A 25,766-nucleotide genomic window follows, 5' to 3' on the forward strand; every position below is an offset into this window, starting at 1 on the left:
ATGAGCAAGGACAATATTCAGGAAGACCTGAATACCGTGATCCGCCAGCATTCGGAATGGCTGGCAAACCAGTTGCACGCGCAGCGCGAGAATCTGTTTCCGCCTGACGCGCATAAGGAAATGCGCAAGTTCACCTCGGGCGAGGCGGCGCAACTGCTGAATATCAACGACAGCTATCTGCGCAAACTGCATCTGGACGGCAAGGGCCCCTCTCCCGAAATGACCTCTGGAAACCGCAGGCTGTATTCCGCGCAGAATATTCAGGATCTGCGACAACTTCTTGAAAAGACAGCACGAAAGCCGGGGGATTATCTGCCCGGACGGCGCGGGGACGATCACCTTCAGATCATCGGCGTGATGAATTTCAAGGGCGGGTCGGGCAAGACCACGACGGCCGCGCATCTGGCGCAACGGCTGGCGCTGAAGGGGCATCGGGTGCTGGCGATCGACCTTGACCCGCAGGCCTCGCTGACCTCGCTGCATGGGGTGCAGCCGGAATATGACCTGCGCGATGGCGGCACGCTGTATGATGCGATCCGCTATGACAACCCTGCCCCGATCAGCGCGGTGATCCGCAAAACCTATATCCCGAATCTCGACCTGATTCCCGGCAACCTGGAACTGATGGAGTTCGAACATGAGACCCCGCGCGCCCTGGCGCAGGGCAATGCCGGGCTGTTCTTTTTCCGCGTGCGTGAAGCCTTGTCGCAGGTCGATGACGATTACGACGTGGTGGTGATCGACTGCCCGCCGCAACTGGGCTTTCTGACCATGTCGGCGCTGTCGGCGGCGACGGGCGTGCTGGTGACCATCCACCCCGAAATGCTGGACGTCATGTCGATGAGCCAGTTCCTGCGCATGACTGCCGATCTGATGGATGTCATCGCCGAAAGCGGCGCCGATATGTCACATGACTGGATGCGCTATCTTCTGACCCGGTATGAACCGACTGACGCGCCGCAGAACCGAATCGTGGCTTTTTTGCGCACCATGTATGGCGACAAGGTGCTGAATGCGCCGATGCTGAAATCGACCGCGATTTCCGATGCGGGCCTGACCAAGCAGACGCTTTACGAGGTCGAACGATCGGCCTTCGTCCGCTCGACCTATGACCGCGCGGTCGAAAGTCTGAACGCGGTGAATGACGAAATCGCGGCGCTGATCCAGAAGACGTGGGGGCGTGAATGAGCGACAACAAGAAAAGACGCATGTCGATGCTGGACAGCCTGACGCAGGCCAGCGCCGCCTCGGCGCCGTCGATGATGACGACCAATCGCGCATTGCGTTCCGCCCGCGATGCCGTGGACAGCCACCGCATCTGGGAGCTGGACCCCGGCCAGATCTCGGACGATCGCACCGCCGACCGGCTGGACCCGAAGGATGTCGAGGATCTGCGCAGTTCAATCGAATCGGTCGGCCAGACCGTTCCGATCCTCGTGCGTCGCGACCCGCATGATCCGGAACGCTATCTGCTGGTTTATGGGCGCAGGCGGCTGGAGGCGGTGCGCGGCTCTGAACGCGTGACCAAAGTCCGCGCGATGATTGCCGCGATGGACGACAAGACCGCATTGCGGGCACAGGCGTCGGAAAACACCGCCCGGCGCGATCTCAGCTTCATCGAGCGGGCGCTTTTTGCACAGGAACTGACCGAAACCGGCTTTGGCACGCAGGCAGAGGTGGCCGAGGTGCTGAATGTCACGAAATCGGCCATCTCGATGGCGCTGTCCGTCGCCCGGGCTGTCGGACGCGATCTGGTACAGGCCATCGGGCCGGCGCATGGCGTCGGCCGCCCGCGTTGGGAGGCCATGGTCCGCGATCTGGAAACCAGCGGCATTGCGCCGCAGGAACTAATCGATATCGCCGTGCAGACGCATCAGACGACAAGCCCGGATGTTGCCGATCCCTCTGTTGCAGCGTTCGATGCGGTAACCCGGCATTTACGAAAGGCGGCCACCCTGCCCGCTCAGAAGCCCCGCCCGGAATCGCGCCCGTTGTTTCTTGACGGCAAGCCCGCCGGTCGGATTTCACGCACCAAGGACGGGCTGCGGCTGGAGATCCGCACCGAAGATGAAGAATTTGCGGAATGGCTGCAAGAACAGGCCGAATCCGCATTGGAGGAACTTCACGACCGCTGGAAAAGAGGCGGCTGAGGTCAGAGCAGCAATCAACAGGCAAGGAGGCACGGGCAAGCCAAAGAAAAAGGTCCCGCAAAGCATAAACCTCACGAGACCCCTTTGATCGTAGCACATCCAAGGTAGTCCTCGCGAAACCAGACTGCAAGTCCTCAGTGATTCGCAGAGCGGGATTTCTTTGTCTTCGTGACAAAAAATCATGGAATATACCCCGATCACGTCATTCCGGCGTGCGATGGATGCTGCGCAGATGCAGCATCTGGAACGTCACGCGCAGTCCCGGTCGCGTAAGGCCGTCAATAAATGGGCTGCATTGCGCGAACTATCTGCCGCCCGGGCCGAGTTTGACCTGTCAGACCGCGATCTGACGGTCCTTCAGGCGCTTCTCAGCTTTCATCCCGGAGATGAGCTTGCTGACCCGGCCCGACTGGTGGTCTTTCCGTCGAACGCCACGATTTGCGAACGCTTGCATGACATGCCCTGTTCGACCATGCGGCGGCATCTGGCAAATCTGGTTCGTGCGGGCATCATCCTGCGCCGCGACAGCCCCAACGGCAAACGCTATGTCCGGCGCGGACCGAACGGGCCACGTGCCTTCGGTTTTGATCTGTCGCCGCTGCTGCATGGCTTTGACGACATCAGCGCCGCCGCCGAACGCGCCCGCACCGAGGCCGCGCATTGTGCCGCGCTGCGCGAGTCGATCAGCTTGATGCGTCGCGATCTGATCGGCCTGATCGACTATGCCGCCAGTCTTGACGCGGATCACCCGCTGAATGCATTCCGCGACATGATCGCCCTTGTCAGTCGTGCCATGCGGCGCAAGAACGACCGTGACGACCTGGAACAGATTGCCCGACGACTTCGGGATGCGGTTGCTGCGCTGCATGCCATTCTGGACACCCAGTCCATCGCCGCCGAAACAGCGCAAATGAGCACCAATGACGCCGTAAATGAGCAGCACCATCAGAGATCAAATAAAGAATCCTTTGAATCTGATCTGACTGAGAAAAGTCCGGAAGCCGATCCGACCGACAAGGTTCCGCTTGATCTGGTACTGAAGGCTTGTCCCGATATCCTGATTTACAGCGAAGATCCGATCCGACATTGGAACGATTTCACCCGGCTTGCCCACAAGGTTCGCCCCATGCTTGGCATCTGCGCCTCTGTTTGGAACGAGGCGCTGGCGGCAATGGGCATCAATGAAGCCTCGGTCACCGTTGCTGCAATATTGCAGCGGTTCACGGAAATCAGGTCTCCGGCCGCCTATCTGCGCAGCCTGGCAGCCAAGGCATCCGCAAATCGCTTCTCATCCAGTCCGATGATCATGTCCCTCATGCGCCAGGCAGCATGAAGTTCACAGCTGTGAACTCGGCGGCAGTAGGGCAGGGGGCGTGTCCACAGGATCAATCAAGGCGCAGTTCAATTTCTCTACGAGCCCCATTGACTCATGAAATGTAATAACATATCATTTACGTTGAATACCTAAAGAAAACCACATGATCCGACGATTCATATCCCATAAATCGCCGATCATAGGCCTGTTGCTGATCGGCGGGGCAGGGGTCGCACTTGCTCAGGACGCCCAGACGCCGTTCCTTCTGGAGCCGATTGTCATCACCGCCACGCAAGGAGAGCGCAGCCAGCGCGACGCACCTGCCAGCATCACGGTCATTGACGGTCAGGAATTGCGCCAACGGCCAATGAATGATCTGAGCGACGCGTTGGCCGCCGTGCCGGGCGTTGCCCTCGATGGCATAGGTCTGGGCAATCGCGGCATCAGGATCCGCGGCATGGATACGGATCATACGCTGGTTCTGGTGGACGGGGCACGCATCAGCACTTCGGCGTCAGCAGTGGCTCATTCGGATTACGAACATGGCTGGATTCCCGCCGCCGCCATTGATCGGGTCGAGGTGGTGCGGGGGCCGATGTCATCGCTCTATGGGTCCGAGGCTCTGGGGGGTGTGGTCAACGTCATCACCCGCCGTCCGGGCGACAGCTGGGAAGGGGCCGTTTCCGCCAATGCCACGACCCCGGATGACGAAGGCCGTCCGCGCCTATCTGCTGTGGCAAGAAAGTAATGCGCTGATCGTCAAGGGCTTTCGCGCCCCGACTCTGAGGGAGCTTTCGCTCGAATACCGGGCTACGACGACCCGATCCTGCCGGTGGTCAATCTGATCGACCTGTTTCTGGTGGTGATCGGCATCCTGATAATCGTGATCCTGCAAAATCCGCTGAGCCCCTTTGCGGCCGGCAGCGTGACCGTGATCGAAAACCCCGACACCGATGACATGCGGGTCACCATCAAGCAGGGCGAAACGCTGCAAAGCTATGAGGCCGGCGACAGCATCGGCGAAGGGCAGGGGGTCCGGGCGGGTGTCACCTATCGGCTGGACGATGGCCGGATGATCTATATCCCGGAAGGCTGGCCGCCAGGCGCGGCCAGCCCGTCAGGGTCAGCGGCCCGTGGCCGGGGTCAAAGCTTGCCGAGGTTCCAGAACAGCGTTTCGCCCGAGCTGTCATCCACGCCGTCATTGTCGGTCACGACCCAAGCATTGCCATCGGCGTCGAAGGCCAGCCCCTCGACCTTGTCGACGACATAGCCATTGGTCAACGCCCGCAGTTCGGAGATCAGGTCGCGGACCTCTTCCTTGGCCACCACCGGCAGGTCGCCGCCAAGCGGGGCGGGTTCCAGTTCGCTCAGCGCTACGCGGAAGATCTTCTTCACCTTGGCCAGATCGCCGATCAGGTTGTCGCGCTCGATCAGCCAGGCATGATCGCCCTGTACGGTCAGTTCGGACAGGCCCATCCAGCCATCGCCTTTGGCCTCCAGCGGATAGCGGACCGCACCCCATTCCCCGGTGCTCAGATCATGGGCCAGCAGCTTGACCTGCCCCTCGAGATCGTCGCCCCATTCCCGCTGCATCGCGATCCACAGCCTGTCGCCGATTTTGGCGATGCCCTCGGCGCCAAAGCGGGTCTGATGCGCCAGCAATTCGGCGGGCAGCGAAATCTCTTTCCTGAACTCGCCGTTTGCGTCCACGTTCAGGATGGCATGGGGCACCAGCTTGGCCGCGTCGCCCTCATTGGCCAGCCAGAAACCGCCTTCTCCGTCCGAGGTGATCCCCTCGATATCCAGCTTCTGCGCCGCCTCGCCATTGCGGGTCACGACGATCTGGTCAACGATCCGGGCCGGGGTCGAGGTGATGTCGATCTCATAGATCGAGGGCATGGCCGAATAGACGCTGTCCGATGCCGCGAACAGCCGGCCCTCGCGGCCCTCGACCGAGGCCAGCGCACCAAGCGCGCCCCAGCCGATCAGCCTGTCCGCACCCGCCGAGGTCAGCATCGGATAGGCGGGCGCCGCCTCCTGCAATTCAAAGACCATCACATGCGCGCGGGCGGCGCCGTCGCCACCCAGATCGGCCTCGTTCGCGGTGACCAGCAGGTTGCGCGACGGGATCGCGACCGCGCCTTCGGGACTGATGCCCGAGGGCAGGATCTGAACCAGTTCCGGCGCAGTCATGTCAGTCAGATCATAGACCGCGACGACCGACGCCCGTTCCGAGACGACGAACAGATAGGGGGTCTCGCCGAAACGGGCGAATTCGACGCTTTCGATCTCGACCCCCTTCGCGCGCGAGCGTTTTTCGGGGTAATGGCCGATTTCGGCAATGGCATGTTCCAGCGAGGCGCCCGATTCAAAGATGACGGTGCCGTCCTTGTGGAAGATGGTAAAGCCGCGGCTGCCACCCTTCCAGTCGCCCTCGTTCGCGGTGGCGAAGTGATCGGCGTCGATCCATTTCACGCCATCGGGTTCGCGGGCGATCGGGTCGGTGCTCTGGGTGAAGGACAGCCGGCCGTCGGTTTTTGTGTCCACATTCTCCAGCGCCACGGAACCGGCGTCGAAATGCGATGCAACCGTGCCATCGGCGCCGATGACCACGATGTGGTTGTTCTCTTGCAGAGTGACGACGATTTCGCCGTTCTGATTGATATCGACGAATTCTGGCTCGGGGTCCTCGCCGCCGATCGCGGCCAGTCCGGTCAGATAGATCTTTTGCAGATCGGCGCAATCGACATCGCCATCCGTGATCGGCAGTTTCACCACAAAGCCCGCAGGCATCTGCGGCAGACCGCCATCACCGGCCTCTTCGTCCCGCTCATTCTCGATCGCGACGGCAAGGAAGCTGCCATCGGGGGCAATGGCGACCGAATCCGGCTGCCCGCCCAGATCGCAGGATCCGGTCTCGATAGCCTGATCCAGATCCACCACGGCAAGCCTGCCCGAGGGATTGCTGTAGCTTTCCGACGTATTGACGCCGACGAAAGCCTTGTTGCCGATGATATGGGCCGTGGTCGGCTCGCCATTCATGGCGATATTGCCAAGCGGCTTCGGCGCAGCGGCATCGGTGATGTCGATCAGCCCGACCACCCCAAGCGGGCTGTCGGTATAGATCAGCGTATTGCCGTCATGGGAAACCGAGATGATCTCGGCCGAGCTTTCGCGGCTGGTATCCTCTCCATCGGCCATGTTCGCGATGACAGGAAAGCTGGCAATCCGGTTGAAGCTGTCGGACAGGGCAGGGCTGGAAAGCAGCGCAAGGACAGAGGCTGCGGAAAGAAGGCGGGCGGTCATAGCGACTCCTGAAGTGATGAGTGCGCGGACCCTATGCGCGGCGCAAGACAGCCGCGTAACAGAGGGATATCGGTTTTATGTCGCCCGCGCGTCTGCGGGTCAGTCGCCACAGGGCCGCGATGCTGCAACTGCAAAAGGGATAAATTTATTCGCTGCGGCGCAACATCGGGGACAGTATTGCTGCTTGGGCGGGACTCTTTGGAATGGAAGCGTGAACGATCAACTGGCAATAATGATCCCGTAAAGAGTCGCCCGGATGCTGCTGCACAGCAGCATGAGCGATTGGCATCCTTTTCGGATGCCTCGCCCGGGTCGGTTTCGGCAAACACATCCCCTTTCATCGGCCCGGTCCTGCCCAATGGCACGCGGCTGCCCGATCAGACATGGATTGATATGACGAACCGCGACATCGGCATGACCGCCCGACAATTTTCGGGATTCATGCCCGGCCTGACATTTTCCGCTCGCCGGTTTCTGACCAGCCTCGGCCTGCGCGCGCAGACCAGACGACCGGCCCGGGCAGAGCCCCCACCCCCACGCATCACCATTGTCAGCTTCTATACAAAGGGCGGATATTACGAGGAAAAGGCCCGCGAATTGCGCGCCCGCTGCGATCAGCTGGGGATGCGCCACGACATTCAGCCGATCACCTTCCCCGATAACATCAGCTGGAGCGGGATCTGCCGCGCCAAGGTCCGCTTCTATCGCAAGATGCTGCTCAAGCACCGCAGCACGATCATGTGGCTGGACGTGGACACGACGCTTTTGCGCAATCTGGACGGGCTGTGCAGCAGATCCTATGACATCGGCGTTTTCATGCGCGGCTTCCGGTTTCTGCCGCAAGAGAATTTCTCGCTTTATGCCCGGCGGTTTCATCCGGGTTATCTTATCCTCAACCATACCCGCCAGACGCTGGAACTGCTGTATGAATGCAAGCGCGTCGAGGCCGAGACCACGGGCGATTTCACCGACGATTACATTCTGGAAGAGGCGTTCCGGCGCACCAGCGCGCGTCCGCGCCTGATGATCCTGTCGCCCAACGACATCGCCCGTCCGCAGGATCCCGAACAGCCGGGCGCCTATTTCCTGCATGGCGACAGCGGCAATGTGAAGGAATATCGCGGCAAGGTGTTGCAGCACAGCCCCGACATCATGCGCCCCGAAAGCCAGAAGGCGGTGCTGCTGAACCTGATCTCGGACGCGGCGCGGGCCGGCAAGCGCGAGTTGGTCTGCGAATATTATCACGCCATCCTGACGCGCGACCCCGAGGATCACGGCAGCTATCACAAGCTGCTGGAAATCGCCGCCCGGATCCCCGGTGGGGGCGAGTTGCAGCGGGCGTTGGACCGGTATCGCGACAATGCGCATCTGTTCCCCTATGGGCTGCGCTTCCGGCTGCTTTCGGCGCTGACCGACAGGGACTGGCAGCAGGCCGGCCAGCTGATGGCCGAGATCGAGGCCACCGGCCTTGATGCCGTCATCAGCTTTGCGCAAAGCCGGATGTTCCGCGCCTCGCTGGACCGAAGGGCCAAGGAAATGGGCATCAGTGATGCCGCCCGCACCCGCCTGTTCTGGTGGGAACAGCCCTATCCGGGCAATCTGGGCGATATCGTCAACCCCTATATCGTCGAAAAGCTGACCGGCATCCCGCCGCAATGGGCCGGGCGGGGGCAGGGGCTGTGCGCCATCGGTTCGGTCATCAAATACGCGAAGGATGGCACCGGCGTCTGGGGCAGCGGCACGCCCAATTCCGACGACCGGCTTGCGGCGGGGGCGCATTACCACGCCGTCCGCGGCCCGCTGACCCGCGATCTGGTGCTGCGCAGCGGCGGCTCTTGCCCCGAGGTTTACGGCGATCCGGCATGGCTGCTGCCGATCCTTCATCCCCGCCGCCACGCCGCCACGCGCAAGACCGGACTGATCCTGCATTTCACGCATGAGGAACTGGCCACCGAGGTCGCGCCCGAGATCCGGCGCATCAATATCCGCAGGCTGGGCTATGACCAGATCGAGGCCTTTCTGGATGAGATGCTGGATTGCGAACGGATCGTCTCATCCTCGCTTCACGGCGTCATCATCGCGCAGGCCTATGGCATCCCGGCCTGCCTGGCCACGGTGCGGGGCAGCGCCACGCAGATCCACGGCGACGGCATCAAGTTCGACGATTACTACCGCTCGATCGGCTATGACCGCGCGCCAGAGGCGGCCGATCTGTCGGCGCTTGCGCGGCTGGACGAGGACGCGGCGGACCGGCTGGCATTCCTGCCTGCACGGCGGCGCATCGATATCGTCGGGTTGCTGGACGCGGCGCCCTTCACGCTGGCGCCGGATATCCGGCGACGGGCGGTGGACTGGCTGGCCTCCGGAACGGAACCGGCGCGGCCCACAAGCTGGCTGCGGGCCGTCTGACCGATGACGGGTGACAACATGACGGCGCCGTCGGGCAAGCCTATGCCCCTGAAAGTGACCTATCTGCGCGAAAACTCGGCCAACTGGGATCGCAGCCGGTTCCGCAAGCATCTGGACGCCGCGCCCAACAGCCCGGCTCTGGCCGAGATCGCGCATCGTCGCAATGCCCTGCGGTCGCTGGCGCCGCATCCGCTGCATCAGTCCTATCAGGCGCCCAACCGTTCGCCCGCGCGGGTGACCCCGGACCTGCTGGCGATCTCGCCCGCCTATGGTGCGGTGCTGTTCAACCTTGCGCGCAGCATCGAGGCACGACTGATCCTTGAGGACGGGGCGGGTTTCGGCATTTCCTCGATGTATCTGGCCGCCGCCGCGCGGCAGGCCGGGGGCGGGATGCTGCTGTCCTTCGAGATTTCGGATTACGCCACCCATGCGCAGGCCTCGGTCAATCTGGTCGATCCGGGGTCGCAGGTCATCAGGGGCAGCTTCGCGGGCTTTGCGGCGCATCTGTCGGGCGCGGCGCAGGTCGATTTCGCCTTCATCGACAGCATGCATGACAAGGACAGCATGCTGCGCAGCTTCAGGTCGCTGATCGGCTGGATGGCGCCGCAATCGATCATCGTGGTGGACGACCTGTCCTATTCCGATTCCGCGCGCGAAGGCTTTCGCTGCATGATGCGGATGGGGCACCATGATTTCGTCGCCATCGTGAACAACCGCTTTGGCGTGCTGATCAGGGGTTAATGGTACTATGAGGCGATCCGGATAAGATCATGGCGGACTGCGAGGTGAAGTCTGACCACGGACGCGCGACCCGAAAGTTGGGATGATCGCGGGCAATCCGGACTCGTACCAATAGGACGGTCCGGCATGGTTCGCAGCAGCGGTCGGGTACAAATCCTTGATCGCGATGCCCGGATCTGCCACTTTCTGCTAACTTGCTGAACCCTCCCGTCCGGGCGAGGCTTGGGTTCATCTGGTCATCGGAGGAGAGGACCATGGCAAATACCGAGAGGGTGCTTATTCACCCTGCCGTCGATAATGGCATAAGAAAAGGCAATCCGGATTTTTCCGGTGGCGTTCTGAGTTGTCATTGCGCCAGCAACCCTGTGAAGCTTCGTGTTGGCGCGCAAACCGCGCATAACCACGTTTGCGGCTGCACCAAATGCTGGAAACCCGATGGTGCGATCTTCAGTCAGGTCGCCGTCGTATCGCGAGACGCGGTCGAGGTGCTGGAGAACGGCGACAAGCTGGATATCGTGAACGCTCAAGCGCCCATTCAGCGTTATCGCTGCCGGGATTGCGGTGTGCATATGTATGGGCGGATCGAAAATCGGGACCATCCGTTCTATGGGCTTGATTTCGTGCATACCGAGTTGTCCGCTGAAGAAGGCTGGTCCGCGCCGGAATTCGCAGCTTTCGTCAGCTCGGTTATCGAATCCGGTGTCGATCCGTCCCGAATGGATGGGATCCGTGGCCGCCTGCGAGAGCTGGGGCTTCATCCCTATGACACATTGTCGCCGCCATTGATGGATGCGATTGCGACCCATGTCGCAAAGCAACAGGCGACACCCGCACCCGCCGGGGCACGGCAAAGCGCACCTCCTCCACCGCAGCAGGAACCGGCTTCGACGCCACCCGTTCGGGAAAGCGAATCGATGCTCACCCGGTTGCTGAACAAGCTGTTCGGCGGAGGTCGGCAATAGGGGGCTTTGATGACCTCACCCCGGCCTCTTGATTTTGAGGAACGTGATTCACCATCCGCATGCCAACGACGGGGGTGGTGCTTCGCGGGGCGCGCAGGTCGCCGTTCAGCGATGTCGATCCGATAGACGCATCCCCGCACGCCCTCTCGACAAGATCCGACAGGTGGCATGCCTCGTCGGTTCGGAACGGCACACGGATCCTGCGGTTGCAGGACGCGATGCGCCGATCAAGCCCGGCCAGTCCCTCTTGCATTTATCGCACGAGTTTGCGGATCAAGTCGGGCGGCCGTCACCAGCACGGGGCCCCTCTGCAATCTGGCCCATTACGGAAGCCGCTAGATGCATCGATATGGCAAGTAATTCGTTCGTCATTGTTGAATATTCGATGCGGCTGACGTGGCGGTCGCTTTGCCAGTCGGCGTAGAGGATGAAGTCGGCCTCGGCTTCGCCGTCAGGCAGGCGTCCTGCCCTTTCCAGAATATCGGACCAGCCAGCACCGAAGCGCAGACCACCCGGTAAAGGGCCGGGCCAGATTGCTGAACCAAAGCGTTGATCGCCCAGAAGCAGCACCCGCGACAGAATGGTGATCTCCTCTGATGGTTCAAACTCGAAATAGGCGCCAAAATCGTCGCGCAGATCCATGATCGCCAGGTCTTCGCCGCGTCGCTGGTATCTGTGGCGGTGGCCGAGCGGACGAAGCACCTCTTTCAACCGCTCGTCGTGGATCGACGCGCCAAGAATACCCAGGATCTGATCCGGTGTGGGGCATATGGCGGCAAGGCCGGGGTCCAATGGCGGCTTCGGTGGCGCAAAAAGCAGCACGATGAATGACAGCTTGCCGTTGTCGAGATAGCCGGCCGTGACCATGAAGCCCTCGAAACTCCAGCTGTCCAGATCGCGGGAACGACGCTCTTTTGCCTGCGGATCCAGCTTGGCGCGCACCCCCGCGCGGTCGTCGCCGTGATCGAGACCAAAGGGCAGCGCGCCCTCATAGGTCGCTGCCTCGGGGTGATCCGCATAGAGGTAGATCTGTGTCAGCAGCATTGGGCCAAGGCCCCAGACATCCGGAGGCTCGCCTGTAAATGCCGCCTCATCCTCGAACCCGAACTCGATGCCCCGGGCAAGGTTCGACACCCAGTCCTGCGGCGATGAAATTTCGGCATCCGCAGGTTCCTCGAAGGCGTCGCGTTCGACCGTGGGCGTCCGTGTGATCGCAAACCGACGCAGCAACCCCACGATGCCGGGATCGTCATGGGGCAGACCAAGGCAGGCGATCATCGGATCGGGGGTGGCCACGTCATTCCTCCTCGGGCAGGAAAACGGTTAGAGTCATGATATCCGCGAAGTCGTCCGAATACATGGCGGTGACCTCAAGGCCATCAATGATCCATTCGTCCCAGCATTCGTCGTCGTCGGAATCGTCCGGCCTGCCAAGCTTCTTGCGAAGCGATTTTCGCGTGTCCCCGCGATCGACCGAGAAGGGCAACGGCCCGGCATAGCCCAGGTCGCCATAATCCCCGAGATGGATGGCGATGCCCGCCAGTATTCCCACACCCTGCCCGAGCCGACCTTTGTTCCCGAAAAGCGAGGGGTCCATGACGTTTACCGTCAGCGCACCGATGTCTTCACTTTCGTGGACATCGTCGCGGCGGATGACCGGAACCTTTGTCAAACCGGCTGCGCGGAATTCAGCGACAAGTCCGGGATCCAGCGTCGATTTGCCGAAATGGCGTGCCCAATCGGCATAGCTGGCATTACCGGGGGTTTTCATCGATGCGATCCTTCCATGTCTCTATGGGTGCTTCTTCTTGCAATCGGCAATGGCCTTTTTGATCATCTTGTCCGGGTCCTGTCTGCGGACCTTGCGCGCGGCCTTCCTGTAGGCGGCGGCGCAGGCCTTGTCTTTCTTGGTCCCTTTTTTTGCTTTTTTGTCGAGATGCTTCTGCACCGCCCCGAGATCGCGATTGATGGCCTTTTTCATGTTGGCAGAGCTTCGGCTGTCGCCGCTGATGCGGGCAGGTGAATTGCGTTGGCCGCATGTCGCGCTGTAGCCGCGATGGGCGGATATGGGAATGACGATGGCAAGTCCCCGATATTCGAGGGTCGCTTTTACGCATGCCTGCCCGTTCTTGGACATGGCCCGGAAACTCTTGGTCTTCGCAGCCCGCGCTTTCAGCTGCGCCTTGGCGGGCACATGGTCGCGCTCGAACTTGCCATCGGTCCGCTTCTGATTGCACAATGTCCCATAGCTGCCCACCTCACCGCATTCATGGACGTATTTCTTACCGGTCTGCGGATCGATCCCACCCGCCAGATTCGCCGCGTTCTGGTTATTGTGGAACATCTTGTCGGTGTGGCGGCAGGCATTCTTGCCGTCGAATTTCACGTCGAAGGAATAGGTGATCCAGTCCGTCGCCTTCATGTTGACGCCGGATTTCACCCCGCCTGCCGTCCCGGCCTCGTCGCCGTTCGAGGATGCGTATTGCGACCCCTTGACCGCGATCATCTGGCCCTTGGCCTTGACGGTCGTGGTGCCGCCCTTCAGCGTCGATTGCGTCGCGATGTTGGGATAGGGGATCGGGACCGGGCCGCCGGGCGAGGGGGTTTTGCAGACATCCGGGATCGTCGCGGTCGAGATGCCGATCGTGCCCTTGTAGGTCAGTCCCAGGCCGTTCACGATGATATGGGTTGTCATCTGCGGTCCTCCGGTTGGCGCAGGATCGCGGCGGCGCGCTGGCCTGCCGCGGAACTGGCCCAGATCAAGCTGAGCGGGCCTTTGGAATAGCCGCGCGCCACAGCTTCGGCGACCAGCGCGACACAAAGCGGACCCGAGGCGGCCCCGACATCGCCCCAGCAATCGGCGGGTGCGATGAAATCTGCGGCATCACGGAACAGGCCCGCGCTTTTCAGCACGGCAAAGCCGTATTCATTGCCGCGATAGCGTTCGCCGTTCATGTCGCACAGGATCTGATCGACAGGCCGGTCCGGGTCCAGCCCGGCGCGTGCGCCCCGAAACGCCTCTGCCAGCCCGTCGCCCAGCACGATATCTTCGGTCCGGATAAGGTTCGTCTCGATCCCCGAACCGATGCCGGCAACTTGCAGAAGTGGCGACAGGCCCAGACGCCGCGCGGTTTCGGGGGCGGCCATCAGCACGAAGCCCGCCGCCTCGCCGGGGCAGAAGCCATAGATGTTGTCGTCGGAATGCAGCTGCTCGGTCTCGTCCAGCCATTCCAGCGTATCGGCGGCAAGATAGCTGTCCACGCCCCCCGCCAGCACCAGCCCGGCCCGCCCCGAGGCTATCAGCCGGCCCGCCGCCTCCATCGCCATGATGCCGCCGGCATGCCCGCCCATCCAGTGCAGGATCCGGTTCGGATCAAGACTGGCGTCCAGCCGCGACCGGATCGCGTCGGCGACGGCGGCACCCGTTTGCGGCCCCTGACCCGGACGCTGTTCGCCAAGGCTGAGGGCGATGGTGATCGGCGGCAGCGACGGGACGCCCGCCAGCGGTGCCAGCGCCTCGGCAGCGGCGGCAAGGGTCAGCGCCGCCAGGCGTTCGGGACCGGCAAGCGCGACATCCAGCGCCGCATCGCGCGTCACCTTCATGGGCATGCCGAAACGGTCGATCATGGAAGGATGTTCGGCAATGGCCGAGATACCGCAGCGGACGGCGGCGGCGCTGGCTGCACGGTCGAAGCCCAGGGGGGTGCGTGCGCCGATGCCAAGGATCAGGGGGGGGCCGGTCGTCATTGTATCCATACCCCCGTTGCCTGCGTGGAAGCCGGTGTGCCGACGCGGCGGCGCAGGCGGATGAGGGTGCCGACAAGCTTTTCCTCGCGTCCCGGCGGCACTTCCAGTGCGGACAGAAAGACCATCTCGAAACGGCGATATTCGGGCATCAGCCACAGGGTATGGATCATCGGTTGCTGACGGATATCGCCACGCCCCCGGAAGCTTGTGATCACATCGAAAACGATCCGTGGCAGGGTGAATGCCCAGAACCCGTCGGGGGTCATGCCGCCCAGCCGGACCTGTTCATATCCGACCAGCGGTTTCTGCGTCTGCTGATCGGCGGGCGCGCAGCGAAAATAGCGTCGGTCGAAATCGGCGGGCAGCAGCGGATCGCGGGTCTTCTGCCACGTCTCGTCATACGTCCCGGCATAGCGCGCACGCGGCTGCCAGTGATGCGCCACGGGGCTCAGACCGGCAGGACGGCCCGAATCCGGCCCGCGATAGGGCGCATCGGGATATTCCACATTCGGCGCCTGCGTTTCATAAAGGTGATCGGGGCTGGTGGCGAACCCCACCCCGGCGGGATTTTCGGGCAGCCAGTCCTCGGTCCGGCCCTGCCTGTCCCAGCCGCCATAGCTGCGTCGCCACAGCAGCGGCATGGTCAGGAATGGTTCGGCCGCGGTCATGCCCAGACCCGCACCGCCTTTGAACAGCCGCCGCTCGCCATGCACGATCAGCGTCTTGTCGATATCGGCCAGCTTCAGGCGCACCCGCGCGCAGGACGTGGGCTGACCGCCCGGCGCATGCGCCCGCCCCTGGATCAGCACATCGGTGCCATCCTTGTGCAGCGCGAAATCGCTGTCGGTCAGCATGTCCGAGGTCAGCGGATCACCGGCAAAGACCGGCGCGCGCTGCACCTCGGTCTGCTTTTCCGCCGGGGTCTGGCGGTTGTCGGGATCTATGGTGAAGGCCGCCCGGATCGCCACCAGCCAGAACTCGGCGCCGCGTTCGTCGCGGGTCCAGGTCCGCTCGGCCGCAAAGGGCGTTTCATTCGTCAGCAGCCACACGGCCTGAACACTCCCCGGATGGATTGCGCGCGGCGATCACCGGCCACCAGCCCGCAGGCGGTGAGGATGACGTCAGGTGGACAACAGCAGACATGGCATCAGTTCAGGTCGATCGAGCCGCCGCGGATGCGGTTCGACCGGGAGGCGTGGCTGATCAGGTTCTGGCCGCGAATGGTGATCCGGCCATCCTTGTCCATGATGATCGCGGATTTGCCGACCCGCAATTCGATCCGCTGACCGGCCGTTATCTTCACGGTCTCGCCATCGCGCAGGACCTGCGGCGTTTCGGGCGCATCGCGGTGGGCCAGCTCGACGATCCGGCCGATGATCAGGGGGCGGGACAAATCGCCATCTTCGAATAACAGCGCAACCTCGGCGCCCGCATCCCCGAAGGACAGCGGGGTCAGGCTGCGCGCCGGAATTGCATGATCTTCGGCGTTCGAGGGAAATACCACCAGTGGCGCTCCGTCGCGAAACCCCAACAGAAGCCCGATCACAACGCCATTCAAACGATCCTTGACATCCATAAGCTGCCTCTCGGTCGGCGAGACGTGAATTGATAATATTTCACGGCAACGAAGATTCACCAAGCCTGTTGTCGATTATCTTGTGAAAGGAGCGCGGAAACATATTCGGGACCCGTTTGCGCGCCTTTCATATGAACGGATCGGCCAGTAGTCGCCTTTCTTGAAAGAGTTGCAAGAATCGCCTTCATCTGCAACACTTCATTCAAGGTATTCATTCCGCCGCTATTCATTATCCCCTGGGAAGGTTTCGTGGTATGGACACGGATGGCCTCCTTTTTCCGCTGGCAGGAGATCAACCCTCGGGTGTGGACCTCAGGAATGATGCACGTTTTCATGCAATCGAACGTCTGCTTGAACCTGCCGCGCGCCAGCATCGCATAAAGGGTGACGGCTCGGTCAATGAGGCCGCGCCTCCGGTGGACTGGACGGCGATCCTGTCCGAGGGTCAGGCGCTGGCGGCGGATGGCCGCGATCTGAGACTGCTGGTGGTTCTGGTCCGCGGCCTCTTTGCCACTCAGGGGTTCGAAGGGCTGTCGCAGGGTCTGCAACTGCTGGTGCGCAGCATCGGCGATTACTGGGACAGCATTCATCCGGTCCGGCGCGAGCGTGACGACCCGCAGATGGCGGCGATGGCGCGAACCAATGCGCTGCGACAACTGGAAAACGACGACAACGGCCTGTTGTGCGACCTGCGTTTCGGGATCGCTTTCGCCCCGCGCGGCATCGGGCCGGTTCCGTTCAACGATCTTGCCGCGATTTCCCTTTCGGATTTCGAGGTGTTGGCCCGCGCGGCTTCGGGGCTTAGCCAGACGGAAAAGGACGCGATCCTTGCAAGGCACAATGACCGGGCCGGGCGCGCCAAACTGGCCAGCCGGGCGATGGCGGCCGAGCAAGCGGACGAGATCGCGGCGATGGTCGCAGGAATCGGGGCCTGTCTGGCGGGGATCGAAACGCTCTGCGCCACCTATGGTGAGATGGCCGGTTTCGGCGCCACGCCGGGTCTGTCGCTGCCCGCATTGACCGAGGTTCTGACCAATTGCCGCAAGGCGCTGGAAAAGGCCATTTCCGAAAGCGGCTCTGACGTGATCGACCCGCCTGCTGAATCCGCCGGGATCAGCGGCGCGAACGGTGCGGCGATTCCCGCACTGGCCGAGGCCTCGACCGCCAGCGTCCGCCCCGGCGAAATCAATTCACGCAGCGATGTCGAGGCGGCTCTGGACCGGATCGTGGCCTTTTACGAACGCACCGAACCATCCAGCCCGATTCCGCATGTCACCCGCCGCCTGCGCCGCATGGTGGCAATGGATTTTCTGCAATTGATGGAAGAGGTCGCGCCGTCGGGATTAAAGGAGTTCCGCAATATAGCGGGGATCGAAGAGACCAGAAAACAATGACTAACGGCAAATGTCAGGTAAATAAATAGGAACGGCAATGAGCGAGAGTAAACAGAAGACAATCGAAAGAAACAGGGCGCCCCGCGTCCAGATCGCTTATGATGTCGAACATTATGGCAGCCCGACCACGATCGAGCTTCCTTTCGTTATGGGCGTCATGGCGGACCTTGCTGGCGTATCCGAAACCCGCGAGGCAAAAAAACCGGTCGGAGAGCGAAGTTTTGTCGAAACCGATGCGGGCCGATTCAACAAGTTCATGGAATCGCTGGCCCCCCGGGTGAAAACACGGGTTCCCAACACCCTTCCCGCCCCGGGCGAGGCAGAGGCCGATGAGGAATTGTTTGTCGATCTCAGCTTCAAGAGCATGAGCGATTTCGCCCCCGACAAGATCGCCGAACAGGTGCCCGCACTGAACGAGTTGCTGAAGATGCGCCGGCAGCTGGAGGAGCTGCTGAGTTATATGGACGGCAAGGTCGATGCCGAAAAACGCATCGCCCAGTTGCTGAACAATGAACCGCTGCTGCAACAGGCTGCCGAACAGGCGATGGCGGCGGCGAAAACGGGTGAGGAGGGCTGAGAATGGCCGAAGAAAAGCAGGAAGCTGCCGCAGGTGCTGCCGAAGCCGAAGCCATTGATCTGGCCGAATTCAGCGATCTGCTGGAAAAGGACTTCCGGGTTCGGGACAGTGGCGGCGAAAAGTTGCAGGCGCTGGTGTCCAATCTTGCCCTTGCCGCGAAAGAGCGTTCCGGAACGGCGACCATTTCGGGAAATGCGGTCAAGTCCATCAAGTCGCTGATCAGCGGGATCGACCAGATCCTGACCCGGCAGATGAACGAAATCCTGCATGACGAGCAGGTGCGGCAGATCGAGGGCACATGGCGCGGTCTGCATTATCTGGTCAACAACACCGAGACCGACGCGAAACTGAAGATCCGGGTCCTCAACATCAAGAAGGACGAACTGGCCGATATCCTGGAAGATTACGAAGGCCAGATGTGGGATCAGTCGCCGGTCTTCAAGAAGGTCTATACCGACGAATATTCGATGTTCGGGGGCGAGCCGCTTGGCGCCATTGTCGGGGCCTATGAGTTCTCGCACAAACCGAAGGATGTCGGGATGCTGCGGAACCTGTCGGGGATCTGCGCCTCGGCCCATGCGCCCTTCATTGCTGCCGCAGCACCGCAACTGTTCCGCATGGAAAGCTGGCAGGAACTGCCCAACCCGCAGGACCTTCAGCAGATCGCCTCGGGGCCGGAATATGCCAGCTGGCAGTCGCTGCGCGAAAGCGAGGATGCCCGCTATATCGGGCTGACCATGCCACGGGTGCTGGGGCGGCTGCCTTATGGCGCCGATACGGTCCCGGTGAAGGGCTTCGATTTCGAGGAAGAGATCGACGGCAAGCACGACCATTATGTCTGGATGAACGCGGCCTTCGCGATGGGCGTGAACATCAACCGCAGCCACAAGCTCTATGGCTGGGGCACCCAGATCCGCGGCGTGGAATCGGGCGGTACGGTGCTGAACCTGCCCGTGCACAGTTTCCCGACCGACGATGGCAGCATGTCGATGAAATGCCCCACCGAAATCGCCATCGACGACCGGCGCGAGGCCGAACTGGCCAAGCTGGGGATGATGCCGATCCTGCATCGCAAGAATACCGATGTCGCCGCCTTCATCGGCGCGCACAGCCTGCAGGATGACGAGACCCGGGCCGGGCGGCTGGTCGATCCCGATGCGCAGGCCAACGAGCGGTTGTCGGCCAACCTGCCCTATCTGTTCCCGGTGTCGCGTTTCGCGCATTACCTCAAGGCCATCGCGCGCGACAAGGTGGGCACGTTCAAGGAACGCTCGGATATGCAGAAATGGCTGTCCGAATGGATCAACCGCTATGTGCTGGCCAATCCGGCCATGGCCGATGATCGCGCCAAGGCGAAGCGCCCGCTGGCCGCCGCCGAGGTTCAGGTCGACAGCGTCGAGGGGCGGCCGGGATATTACAATGCCCGTTTCTTCCTGCGCCCGCATTATCAGCTGGAGGGTATCAACGCCAGCCTGCGTCTGGTGTCCGAACTGCCCTCGGTCAAAAGCTGACGGCCCATCGCGGCGCAGGCCGCCATGCAACCGGGACTGGCCGCAGATCGGCCCGCCCTTCGGCCCGCGGCCACCGGCCGTCGGGATGACCGGGGCCACGCGCCCCTGAACACATGATGAAAGGACAATCCCATGGCATCCAACGGCTATCTGAAGATCCCGGACATCAACGGCGAAAGCAAGCGATCCGATCATGAGGACGAAATCATCATCCATAGCTTCAGCTGGGGCGTAAACCGCAATACCTTCCGCAACACGGGCGGTCAGCGCGAACCCGGCCTGGCCCAGGTGCAGTCGGTGGCGATCAGCAAGGATTTCGACGCCTCATCGCCTTATCTGGCGCTGGCCTGTCTCAAGGCCAAGAATCTGGGCGATGTCGTTCTGGCCCTGCGCAAGGATCAGGGCGATGCGCATTCCGATTTTCTGATCATCACGATGACCAATACCATCGTCGAGGACTACAACACTTCTGCCAGTGGTGATCGTCCGATGGACTCCTTCAACCTCAGCTTCGACTCGCTCAAGATGAAGTATCTCGAAGATACCGACGATCTGACTGCGGGCAATGAGCACGAGGTCGAATATGACATCCTGGCGGCCACGTGAGACCCGGCTGCGGGCGGAACTGACAGGTGGCAGAACGGATCGATACGCCACAGGCCATCCGCGAGGCGGTCCAGCCCTCTTTGTGGGACCGCCTGAAGGATGACCTGCACGGGTTGGGCGCCGAAGCCGCTGCCCTGCGGCGAGAGCTGGGCAAGGCGCTGGGGTCTGACCGGGCGGTCGAGGAATTGCTTGCCAGCGGCGTTCGCGCGATTCAGGCGAATACCGCGCTGGACGATCAGACACGGCGCCGGGCGCACCGGCTGATACACATCGTGCAACGCCAGCATCAGCTGGAGGAAGGCGGCGTCATCGTGACATCCGATGTCCTGCGCGAGGCCGTGCGCCGGGATATCGAGATGCTGTTCAACATCGAACGGCTGGAGGCGGATTACCTGCTGACCGAACAGCAGATGATGACCAGCGAAAGCCCTGCCGAACTGCTGAGGAACTATCCCGAGGTCCGGCGTTCGGTGCTGAATTACGGCGTGCCCGCCTTTTCGGGGCGGCGCGGATCGGATTTCGACCACGAGGCGCTGGCGCGCGAATTGAAGGAGGTGCTGACGATCTTCGAGCCACGGCTGAAACGCGAATCGATCCGTGTCACCGTGGCGACCGGCGAAAAGACCGGGCTGCGGATCCTGATCGACGCGCTTCTGATGCTGTCGCCGGTGCCCGAGCGGCTGCGCCTGTCCACGATGGTCGATCTGGACAGCGGGCGCGCGGAAACCCGCATGGAGGAGCGGTGATGGATCGGGCCTTTCTCGATTATTACGAGCAGGAGTTGCAGCATATCCGCTCGCTGGCGACCGAATTCGCCGAGCTTCATCCCAATGTGGCGCGCAACCTGTCGCTGGATTCGGTGCCCTGTCCGGACCCCTATGTCGAACGGCTGCTGGAAGGCGTGGCCTATCTGGCCGCGCGCACGCGGCTGAAGGTCGATGCGGAATCCAGCCGTTATGTGCGGGACATGATCGACACGCTGTATCCCGATCTGGCTGGTCCTGCGCCGGCCATGGCCATGGCCGAATTCACGCCCGGCCCGCAGGTCGGCCGGATGGCGGATGGATATGCCGTGCGTCGCGGCACGCGGCTGATTTCGGCGTTGCGCGAGGGGTTGCGCACCCGCTGCACCTATACCACGGCGCAGACGGTGCATCTGTGGCCGGTGCAGCTGGCTTCGGTGGACTATTTGCAGGACAAGGGCGCATTGGCACAGGCCGGGCTGTCCGAACGCGCCACCCGTGACGCATTGGCGGGGCTTCGGCTGAAAATCCGCCGTGAGGGCGCCGGCGCCCTGTCCGAACTGATGCTGGATTCGCTGCCGGTGTTCTTCGGCGCGGGCCAGCGCGGCGGAGCGATCTTCGATTCGGTTTTCGGATTCGGCATCGGTGCATTCGCCCGACCTGCGGACGCGAAAACTTCCTTCGTGCCGATCACCCCACCGGCAATGGTCGGAATTGACGATGATGAGGCGTTATTGCCGCGCGTGCGCCAGTCCTTCGAGGGCTATCGGTTGCTGCGCGAATATTTCCTGATGCCCGAGCGGTTCCACTTCTTCCGGCTTGGCGGCCTTGCCCGCGCCATCGGTGCCTGCACCGAGGAACAGATGGCGGCCGAGATCGTGATCCTGCTGTCGGATCAGCGGGCCGAACTGTCGGGGGTGACGCTTGAGGACTTCCGGCTGTTTTCCACGCCGCTGGTCAATCTGTTCGAACATGAATGCAACATTGTCGAACTGCGCGAGGGGCGGTCGGCACATCCGGTCCATGCCGACCGGACCCGGCCCCGGGACTTCGAGATCTATCGCCTGCTGCGTGTCGATGATGCTGCGGTCGAGGGTCCGCAGGCCCGGATCGCGCCGCTGATCTCGGTCGGGGCACGGTCCGAAAGCGGCCACGTCTATACGACCGAGCGTCGTCCGCGCCGCCCCGACACCGAAGAGGTCCGGCGCGGGCAGACCCGGTCCAGCTATTCCGGCGATGACCTCTATATCTCGGTGGCTCGTCCCGCCGATGGTCGCAGGGGGGCACCGGTCAGGCAGCTGGATATCCGCGCGCTCTGCACCAATCGCGATCTGCCGATACTGGACGACCGGCCAACCCTGACGTTGGAGACCGGCGACCCGGTGCAGCAGGTCAGGCTGCTGGGTCCGATGCGGCGTCCGCGCGCCTCGTTGCGGGCCAGCCTGCCGTCCGGCGCAACGGGTGAGGCGCGGATGGACGATCTGACCTGGCGCTGGATCGCGCAGCTCAGCCTCGATCACCTGTCGCTGGCGGTCGAGGACAAGGACGCCGAGCCGCTGAGGGCCCTGATCCGGCTTTACGCCGACCGGGGCGATCCGGCACTGGCCCGGCATGGCGATGCCCTTGGCCGGGTGCGGTCGCGTCCGGTGATCGAGCGGCTTCAGATCGCCGGGCCGCTGTGTTTCGCGCATGGCACGGAAATCACGCTGGACGTCAACGAGCCCGTATTGTCGGGGGGCAGCCAGTTGCTGCTGTCTGCGCTGCTGGCCCGGCTTTTCGCGCGCTATGCGGCGATCAATTCCTTTGTCCGGACCCGAACCCGGCTGACCCAGTCGCAAACGGAGGTGATATGGCCGATGACGACCGGCACACGCGCCCTGATCTGATCCCGGCGCCGTTGCCCGACATTGCCCGCTCGGATTTCTTCGAGCTGCTGCGGCGGCTGGAAACGGCGACCATGCGCTTTGGCAGGGCTGGCGGTGCGGGGGCCGAACCGGCACGGCTGGGGCAATCGGCACGGCAATCCTTTGCAGTCAGCGACGTGGCCGAACTAACCCCCGGCAGACCCGACCGGAATGGCGGCAAACCGACGATCGCGGTGAACGTGCTGGGCCTGATCGGACCGGAAGGCGCGATGCCCCTGCATCTGACCCGCTGGATCATCGCCCGCCAGTCCAGCCGCTGGTTTTCAGGCAACGACAGCGGCGCGACGGCGGACACGTCCTTTCTGGACTTCATCAACATGCTGCAACACCGGATGCTGGCGCTGTACTGGCGCGCTTGGGCCGATGCGCGTGCCGGTATCCATATCGCCCATGACGATGGCGGTCGGGTCGTCGCCATGATGCGGGCGATGGCCGGGATGGGCCTGCCCGGCAGCCGCAGCGACGACAGCCGCCTCGACGGCGCGAAACTGCGGCACGCCACCTCTCTGGCGCAAGAGACCCGCAGCCTCGAACGGCTGACCACCTTTCTGGAAAGCGTGCTTGGGGTGCCGGTGACGCTGGTGGAATTCGTCGGCACCTGGATCGACATTCCCGAACATCTGCAAACCCGGCTGGGGGTCCGGCATCACGGGCTGGGCACCGGCGCGGTGATCGGGGCGCGGCGCTTTGACCGGCAGTCGCGGGCCGAGATCCGGCTGGGGCCACTGTCACGCCCGCAGTTCGACCACTTCACCAATGATCCGCAAAGCCGGGCCAGATTGCGCCATGCGCTGGTTTTCGTCCAGGGCAGCGATGTCGATTTCAACCTGCGGCTGATCCTTGCCGCGCCCGAGGTGCCGCCGGCCCGTCTGGGCAACTGCCGCATTGGCCGCACCACCTGGGTCGATCCCGAAACCGGCGCGGATGCGGGCGATCTGTGCTTTCGCGACATCATCCGGTCGGCTGCGGCGGGCAGCCGGGAAAGGAGCGCGGCATGAAGGTCAGGCTGGTCGTCGAAACCGCGCCGCTTGCTCAGGCGGTAACCGAATACATCTTTACGGGCGGGCGGGTGGTCATCGGTCGTGGCGACGATGCCGACTGGACGCTGAACGATCCCGACATGTTCGTATCGCGCCAGCATTGCATCCTGACCGAGAAGGATGGGCAGATGCTGGCCACCGATGCGTCCAGCGGCGGGCTGTTCATCGACAATGCCGCCAATCCGGTTGGAACCGGAAATGCGGTGGTCATCGAGCCGGGGATGCGGTTGCGCATGGGCGATGTCGTGCTGCGGGTCGAGGATGCCGCCGCGCCGGTTTCCGAACCAGCGCCGTCCGGGCAGACCGGCCGGATGGTCTTTGACTTCGGCAGCAAACCGGACGAGCCGCCATCCGAACCGATCGAACGCCCCGCGTCCTTGCCCGATCCGTTCGGGCTGTCGGGCGGCGGGCGCAACTATGAACGGCGCCGCGATCCGAAACCCTCGAAGCCGCTGGATCAGGATGACGACTTCGCGCTGGATCTGCGCAAGCAGACCTTGGCCGCCGAGACGCCGCCGCATCGCAGTGGCGGCTATTTCGACAGTTCGTCCCCCGCCGCGGCGACCCCTGCCGATCCCACGCCTGCGGCCACGCCCGATCTTTTTGCCGATTGGGTCGCTTCGTCCGCCGAACCGCCTGCCGAAGCCGAACCCCAGCCGGAATCCCGCCAGCCGCAGCCCGACGCCGCGCCGGTTTCTGCCGCGCCGCGTCCCGCTGATGGTGATCTGCGCGATGCCCTGCTGCGCAGCATGGGTCTTGATCCGGCACAGTTCGCGGGCGATCCGCAGCGGCAGGCCGAGCGGATCGGCCAGTCCATGCGCCTGCTGGTCGAAGGGGTCATGCAATTGCTGCGCACCCGTGCCCAGGCCAAGCAAAAGGCCCGTGTCGCACAGACCATCATCGCCAGCGCGGACGTGAACCCGCTGAAGTTTCTCGCGTCGCCCGAAGAGGTGATGGCAAGCTTCATAGAGCCGCGCGGGCGCGGTTATCTTGGCCCCGACGACGCCCTGCGAGAGGCATTCCGGGATCTGACCGATCACGAGCTGCGCACCTGGAGCGCCCTTCAGACCGCCTTGCGGCGGATGATCGACCGGTTCGACCCCGAAGGGATCGAGGCTGCCATGGAAAATGTCGGCGTTCTGGAAAATCTGATCGCGGGCGGGCGCAGCGCCAAGCTGTGGCGGCTTTATCAGGAACGTTATCGCGACATCGCCCGCTCGGCCGAGGATCAGTTTCTGGGCGAGGTCGGGGCGGATTTCCGCGACGCATATGAAAATGATGGGAGGAGGCGAGATGACTAGCGATCTTCACAGAAGAACCTTTCTGGCAACCGGCGCTGCCGGGGCGGTGATGCTGGCAGGCTGCGGGGCCGAGGCGCCGACGCCGCCAACCGTGCTGGCGGTGACGGCGCAGGGATCGGCGGGCATGAATCCCGGCCCCGATGGCGCTGACCGGCCGGTGACGGTCAGCATCCTGCAACTTTCGGGAACCGCGGCATTCGACGGCGCCGACTATTTCGCGTTGCAGGATCCGGCTGCCGCCCTTGGCAGCGAATTGGTCAGGGCGGAACAGATCGTGCTGGCGCCCGGCGGCTCGGGGGCCAGATCCATCGCCGTGCAGCCGGGGGTCACGGCCATCGGCGTGACGGCAGGGTTTCGCGACCCGACGGGGCGGACGGTGCGCCAGCGGATTGCGGTGCCCCCCGCCTCGACCGGGCTGAGCATTTCGGTCGGACGGGGTGGCCTGACGGTCAGCACGGGCTAG

22 protein-coding genes and 2 pseudogenes are annotated in these 25,766 nt (G+C 62.9%); 17 read left to right on the plus strand and 7 right to left on the minus strand.

The annotated features are described in order from the left end of the window. From repA to JHW40_RS22320, 5 genes and pseudogenes are all read left to right on the plus strand, one after another. Positions 1–1,188: a plasmid partitioning protein RepA gene (repA, locus tag JHW40_RS22300; protein WP_090618080.1), complete on the plus strand. Its 1,188-nt coding sequence runs from the start codon at positions 1–3 to the stop codon at positions 1,186–1,188. After that, positions 1,185–2,150: a plasmid partitioning protein RepB gene (repB, locus tag JHW40_RS22305; protein ID WP_090618082.1), complete on the plus strand. Its 966-nt coding sequence runs from the start codon at positions 1,185–1,187 to the stop codon at positions 2,148–2,150. The genes repA and repB overlap by 4 nt, the downstream gene beginning before the upstream one ends. 181 nt (positions 2,151–2,331) lie before the next feature. Next, a complete protein-coding gene (gene repC, locus JHW40_RS22310) occupies positions 2,332–3,483 on the plus strand; it encodes a plasmid replication protein RepC (RefSeq protein ID WP_090618084.1) in 1,152 nt (383 codons plus the stop codon). 145 nt (positions 3,484–3,628) lie between these two features. Then, positions 3,629–4,213, plus strand: a complete 585-nt coding sequence (locus JHW40_RS22315; RefSeq protein WP_419182491.1) for a TonB-dependent receptor plug domain-containing protein — start codon at positions 3,629–3,631, stop codon at positions 4,211–4,213. Positions 4,214–4,267: 54 nt separating this feature from the next. Beyond that, positions 4,268–4,555, plus strand: a pseudogene (locus JHW40_RS22320) (DUF2149 domain-containing protein); the annotation flags it as partial. A gap of 53 nt (positions 4,556–4,608) precedes the next feature. On the opposite strand, the gene JHW40_RS22325 reads toward JHW40_RS22320, so the two are convergent. Next, a complete protein-coding gene (locus tag JHW40_RS22325) occupies positions 4,609–6,771 on the minus strand; it encodes an esterase-like activity of phytase family protein (protein ID WP_090610302.1) in 2,163 nt (720 codons plus the stop codon). Positions 6,772–7,164: 393 nt separating this feature from the next. Here JHW40_RS22325 and JHW40_RS22330 point away from each other — a divergent pair, with 393 nt between their 5' ends. The 3 genes and pseudogenes from JHW40_RS22330 to gfa form a co-directional block, all read left to right on the plus strand. Continuing rightward, on the plus strand, positions 7,165–9,180 hold the full coding sequence (locus JHW40_RS22330; protein WP_170851706.1) for a polysaccharide pyruvyl transferase family protein: 2,016 nt from the start codon (positions 7,165–7,167) through the stop codon (positions 9,178–9,180). An 18-nt stretch (positions 9,181–9,198) separates the two neighbouring features. Beyond that, a complete protein-coding gene (locus JHW40_RS22335; protein ID WP_170851705.1) occupies positions 9,199–9,921 on the plus strand; it encodes a class I SAM-dependent methyltransferase in 723 nt (240 codons plus the stop codon). 254 nt (positions 9,922–10,175) lie between these two features. Then, positions 10,176–10,742: pseudogene (gfa, locus tag JHW40_RS22340) on the plus strand (S-(hydroxymethyl)glutathione synthase); the annotation flags it as partial. A gap of 414 nt (positions 10,743–11,156) precedes the next feature. On the opposite strand, the gene JHW40_RS22345 reads toward gfa, so the two are convergent. The 6 genes from JHW40_RS22345 to JHW40_RS22370 all read right to left on the minus strand — a co-directional run bounded on the left by JHW40_RS22345 (position 11,157) and on the right by JHW40_RS22370 (position 16,206). Continuing rightward, positions 11,157–12,179, minus strand: a complete 1,023-nt coding sequence (locus JHW40_RS22345; protein WP_090610298.1) for a hypothetical protein — start codon at positions 12,177–12,179, stop codon at positions 11,157–11,159. Between the two features lies 1 nt (position 12,180). Then, a complete protein-coding gene (locus tag JHW40_RS22350; protein WP_090610297.1) occupies positions 12,181–12,654 on the minus strand; it encodes a hypothetical protein in 474 nt (157 codons plus the stop codon). A 21-nt stretch (positions 12,655–12,675) separates the two neighbouring features. Then, positions 12,676–13,578 carry a DUF4150 domain-containing protein gene (locus tag JHW40_RS22355; RefSeq protein WP_090610296.1) on the minus strand — a complete coding sequence of 301 codons (903 nt, stop codon included), beginning with the start codon at positions 13,576–13,578 and terminating at the stop codon, positions 12,676–12,678. Beyond that, positions 13,575–14,630 carry a beta-ketoacyl synthase N-terminal-like domain-containing protein gene (locus tag JHW40_RS22360; protein ID WP_090610295.1) on the minus strand — a complete coding sequence of 352 codons (1,056 nt, stop codon included), beginning with the start codon at positions 14,628–14,630 and terminating at the stop codon, positions 13,575–13,577. The genes JHW40_RS22355 and JHW40_RS22360 overlap by 4 nt, the downstream gene beginning before the upstream one ends. Further along, on the minus strand, positions 14,627–15,679 hold the full coding sequence (locus JHW40_RS22365; protein ID WP_170851703.1) for a DUF2169 family type VI secretion system accessory protein: 1,053 nt from the start codon (positions 15,677–15,679) through the stop codon (positions 14,627–14,629). Before JHW40_RS22365 ends, JHW40_RS22360 begins: the two co-directional genes overlap by 4 nt. Positions 15,680–15,777: 98 nt before the next feature. After that, positions 15,778–16,206 (minus strand): DUF6484 domain-containing protein, encoded by a 429-nt coding sequence (locus tag JHW40_RS22370; protein WP_090610293.1) that lies wholly within the window; start codon positions 16,204–16,206, stop codon positions 15,778–15,780. 254 nt (positions 16,207–16,460) lie between these two features. On the opposite strand from JHW40_RS22370, the gene tssA reads away from it, so the two are divergent. The 9 genes from tssA to tssJ all read left to right on the plus strand — a co-directional run bounded on the left by tssA (position 16,461) and on the right by tssJ (position 25,766). Further along, positions 16,461–17,600: a type VI secretion system protein TssA gene (tssA, locus tag JHW40_RS22375; RefSeq protein ID WP_090610292.1), complete on the plus strand. Its 1,140-nt coding sequence runs from the start codon at positions 16,461–16,463 to the stop codon at positions 17,598–17,600. 37 nt (positions 17,601–17,637) lie between these two features. Next, positions 17,638–18,177, plus strand: a complete 540-nt coding sequence (gene tssB / locus JHW40_RS22380; RefSeq protein WP_090610291.1) for a type VI secretion system contractile sheath small subunit — start codon at positions 17,638–17,640, stop codon at positions 18,175–18,177. Positions 18,178–18,179: 2 nt separating this feature from the next. Further along, positions 18,180–19,688 (plus strand): type VI secretion system contractile sheath large subunit, encoded by a 1,509-nt coding sequence (gene tssC, locus JHW40_RS22385; RefSeq protein WP_170851702.1) that lies wholly within the window; start codon positions 18,180–18,182, stop codon positions 19,686–19,688. 132 nt (positions 19,689–19,820) lie between these two features. Beyond that, complete coding sequence (locus JHW40_RS22390; RefSeq protein ID WP_090610289.1) at positions 19,821–20,294, plus strand: Hcp family type VI secretion system effector; 474 nt, start codon at positions 19,821–19,823, stop codon at positions 20,292–20,294. 26 nt (positions 20,295–20,320) lie between these two features. After that, entirely contained in the window at positions 20,321–21,040 is a 720-nt protein-coding gene (gene tssE, locus JHW40_RS22395; protein ID WP_244519087.1) for a type VI secretion system baseplate subunit TssE, read from the plus strand. After that, complete coding sequence (gene tssF, locus JHW40_RS22400) at positions 21,040–22,923, plus strand: type VI secretion system baseplate subunit TssF (RefSeq protein WP_090610288.1); 1,884 nt, start codon at positions 21,040–21,042, stop codon at positions 22,921–22,923. Before tssE ends, tssF begins: the two co-directional genes overlap by 1 nt. Beyond that, entirely contained in the window at positions 22,887–23,960 is a 1,074-nt protein-coding gene (tssG, locus tag JHW40_RS22405; RefSeq protein ID WP_090610287.1) for a type VI secretion system baseplate subunit TssG, read from the plus strand. The genes tssF and tssG overlap by 37 nt, the downstream gene beginning before the upstream one ends. Further along, complete coding sequence (tagH, locus tag JHW40_RS22410; RefSeq protein WP_090610286.1) at positions 23,957–25,303, plus strand: type VI secretion system-associated FHA domain protein TagH; 1,347 nt, start codon at positions 23,957–23,959, stop codon at positions 25,301–25,303. The genes tssG and tagH overlap by 4 nt, the downstream gene beginning before the upstream one ends. Next, positions 25,296–25,766 (plus strand): type VI secretion system lipoprotein TssJ, encoded by a 471-nt coding sequence (gene tssJ, locus JHW40_RS22415; protein ID WP_090610285.1) that lies wholly within the window; start codon positions 25,296–25,298, stop codon positions 25,764–25,766. The genes tagH and tssJ overlap by 8 nt, the downstream gene beginning before the upstream one ends.

Origin of the sequence: Paracoccus alcaliphilus (assembly GCF_028553725.1) — a bacterium.
GTDB lineage: Bacteria > Pseudomonadota > Alphaproteobacteria > Rhodobacterales > Rhodobacteraceae > Paracoccus > Paracoccus alcaliphilus.

What these genes read in the sequence shown, in the direction of transcription:
- repA (WP_090618080.1), top strand. Translation starts at nt 1, where the DNA reads ATGAGCAAGGACAATATTCAGGAAGACCTGAATACCGTGATCCGCCAG.
- repB (WP_090618082.1), top strand. Translation starts at nt 1,185, where the DNA reads ATGAGCGACAACAAGAAAAGACGCATGTCGATGCTGGACAGCCTGACG.
- repC (WP_090618084.1), top strand. Translation starts at nt 2,332, where the DNA reads ATGGAATATACCCCGATCACGTCATTCCGGCGTGCGATGGATGCTGCG.
- JHW40_RS22315 (WP_419182491.1), top strand. Translation starts at nt 3,629, where the DNA reads ATGATCCGACGATTCATATCCCATAAATCGCCGATCATAGGCCTGTTG.
- JHW40_RS22325 (WP_090610302.1), bottom strand. Translation starts at nt 6,771, where the DNA reads ATGACCGCCCGCCTTCTTTCCGCAGCCTCTGTCCTTGCGCTGCTTTCC.
- JHW40_RS22330 (WP_170851706.1), top strand. Translation starts at nt 7,165, where the DNA reads ATGACGAACCGCGACATCGGCATGACCGCCCGACAATTTTCGGGATTC.
- JHW40_RS22335 (WP_170851705.1), top strand. Translation starts at nt 9,199, where the DNA reads ATGACGGCGCCGTCGGGCAAGCCTATGCCCCTGAAAGTGACCTATCTG.
- JHW40_RS22350 (WP_090610297.1), bottom strand. Translation starts at nt 12,654, where the DNA reads ATGAAAACCCCCGGTAATGCCAGCTATGCCGATTGGGCACGCCATTTC.
- JHW40_RS22355 (WP_090610296.1), bottom strand. Translation starts at nt 13,578, where the DNA reads ATGACAACCCATATCATCGTGAACGGCCTGGGACTGACCTACAAGGGC.
- JHW40_RS22360 (WP_090610295.1), bottom strand. Translation starts at nt 14,630, where the DNA reads ATGACGACCGGCCCCCCCCTGATCCTTGGCATCGGCGCACGCACCCCC.
- JHW40_RS22370 (WP_090610293.1), bottom strand. Translation starts at nt 16,206, where the DNA reads ATGGATGTCAAGGATCGTTTGAATGGCGTTGTGATCGGGCTTCTGTTG.
- tssA (WP_090610292.1), top strand. Translation starts at nt 16,461, where the DNA reads ATGGACACGGATGGCCTCCTTTTTCCGCTGGCAGGAGATCAACCCTCG.
- tssB (WP_090610291.1), top strand. Translation starts at nt 17,638, where the DNA reads ATGAGCGAGAGTAAACAGAAGACAATCGAAAGAAACAGGGCGCCCCGC.
- tssC (WP_170851702.1), top strand. Translation starts at nt 18,180, where the DNA reads ATGGCCGAAGAAAAGCAGGAAGCTGCCGCAGGTGCTGCCGAAGCCGAA.
- JHW40_RS22390 (WP_090610289.1), top strand. Translation starts at nt 19,821, where the DNA reads ATGGCATCCAACGGCTATCTGAAGATCCCGGACATCAACGGCGAAAGC.
- tssF (WP_090610288.1), top strand. Translation starts at nt 21,040, where the DNA reads ATGGATCGGGCCTTTCTCGATTATTACGAGCAGGAGTTGCAGCATATC.
- tssG (WP_090610287.1), top strand. Translation starts at nt 22,887, where the DNA reads ATGGCCGATGACGACCGGCACACGCGCCCTGATCTGATCCCGGCGCCG.
- tagH (WP_090610286.1), top strand. Translation starts at nt 23,957, where the DNA reads ATGAAGGTCAGGCTGGTCGTCGAAACCGCGCCGCTTGCTCAGGCGGTA.
- tssJ (WP_090610285.1), top strand. Translation starts at nt 25,296, where the DNA reads ATGACTAGCGATCTTCACAGAAGAACCTTTCTGGCAACCGGCGCTGCC.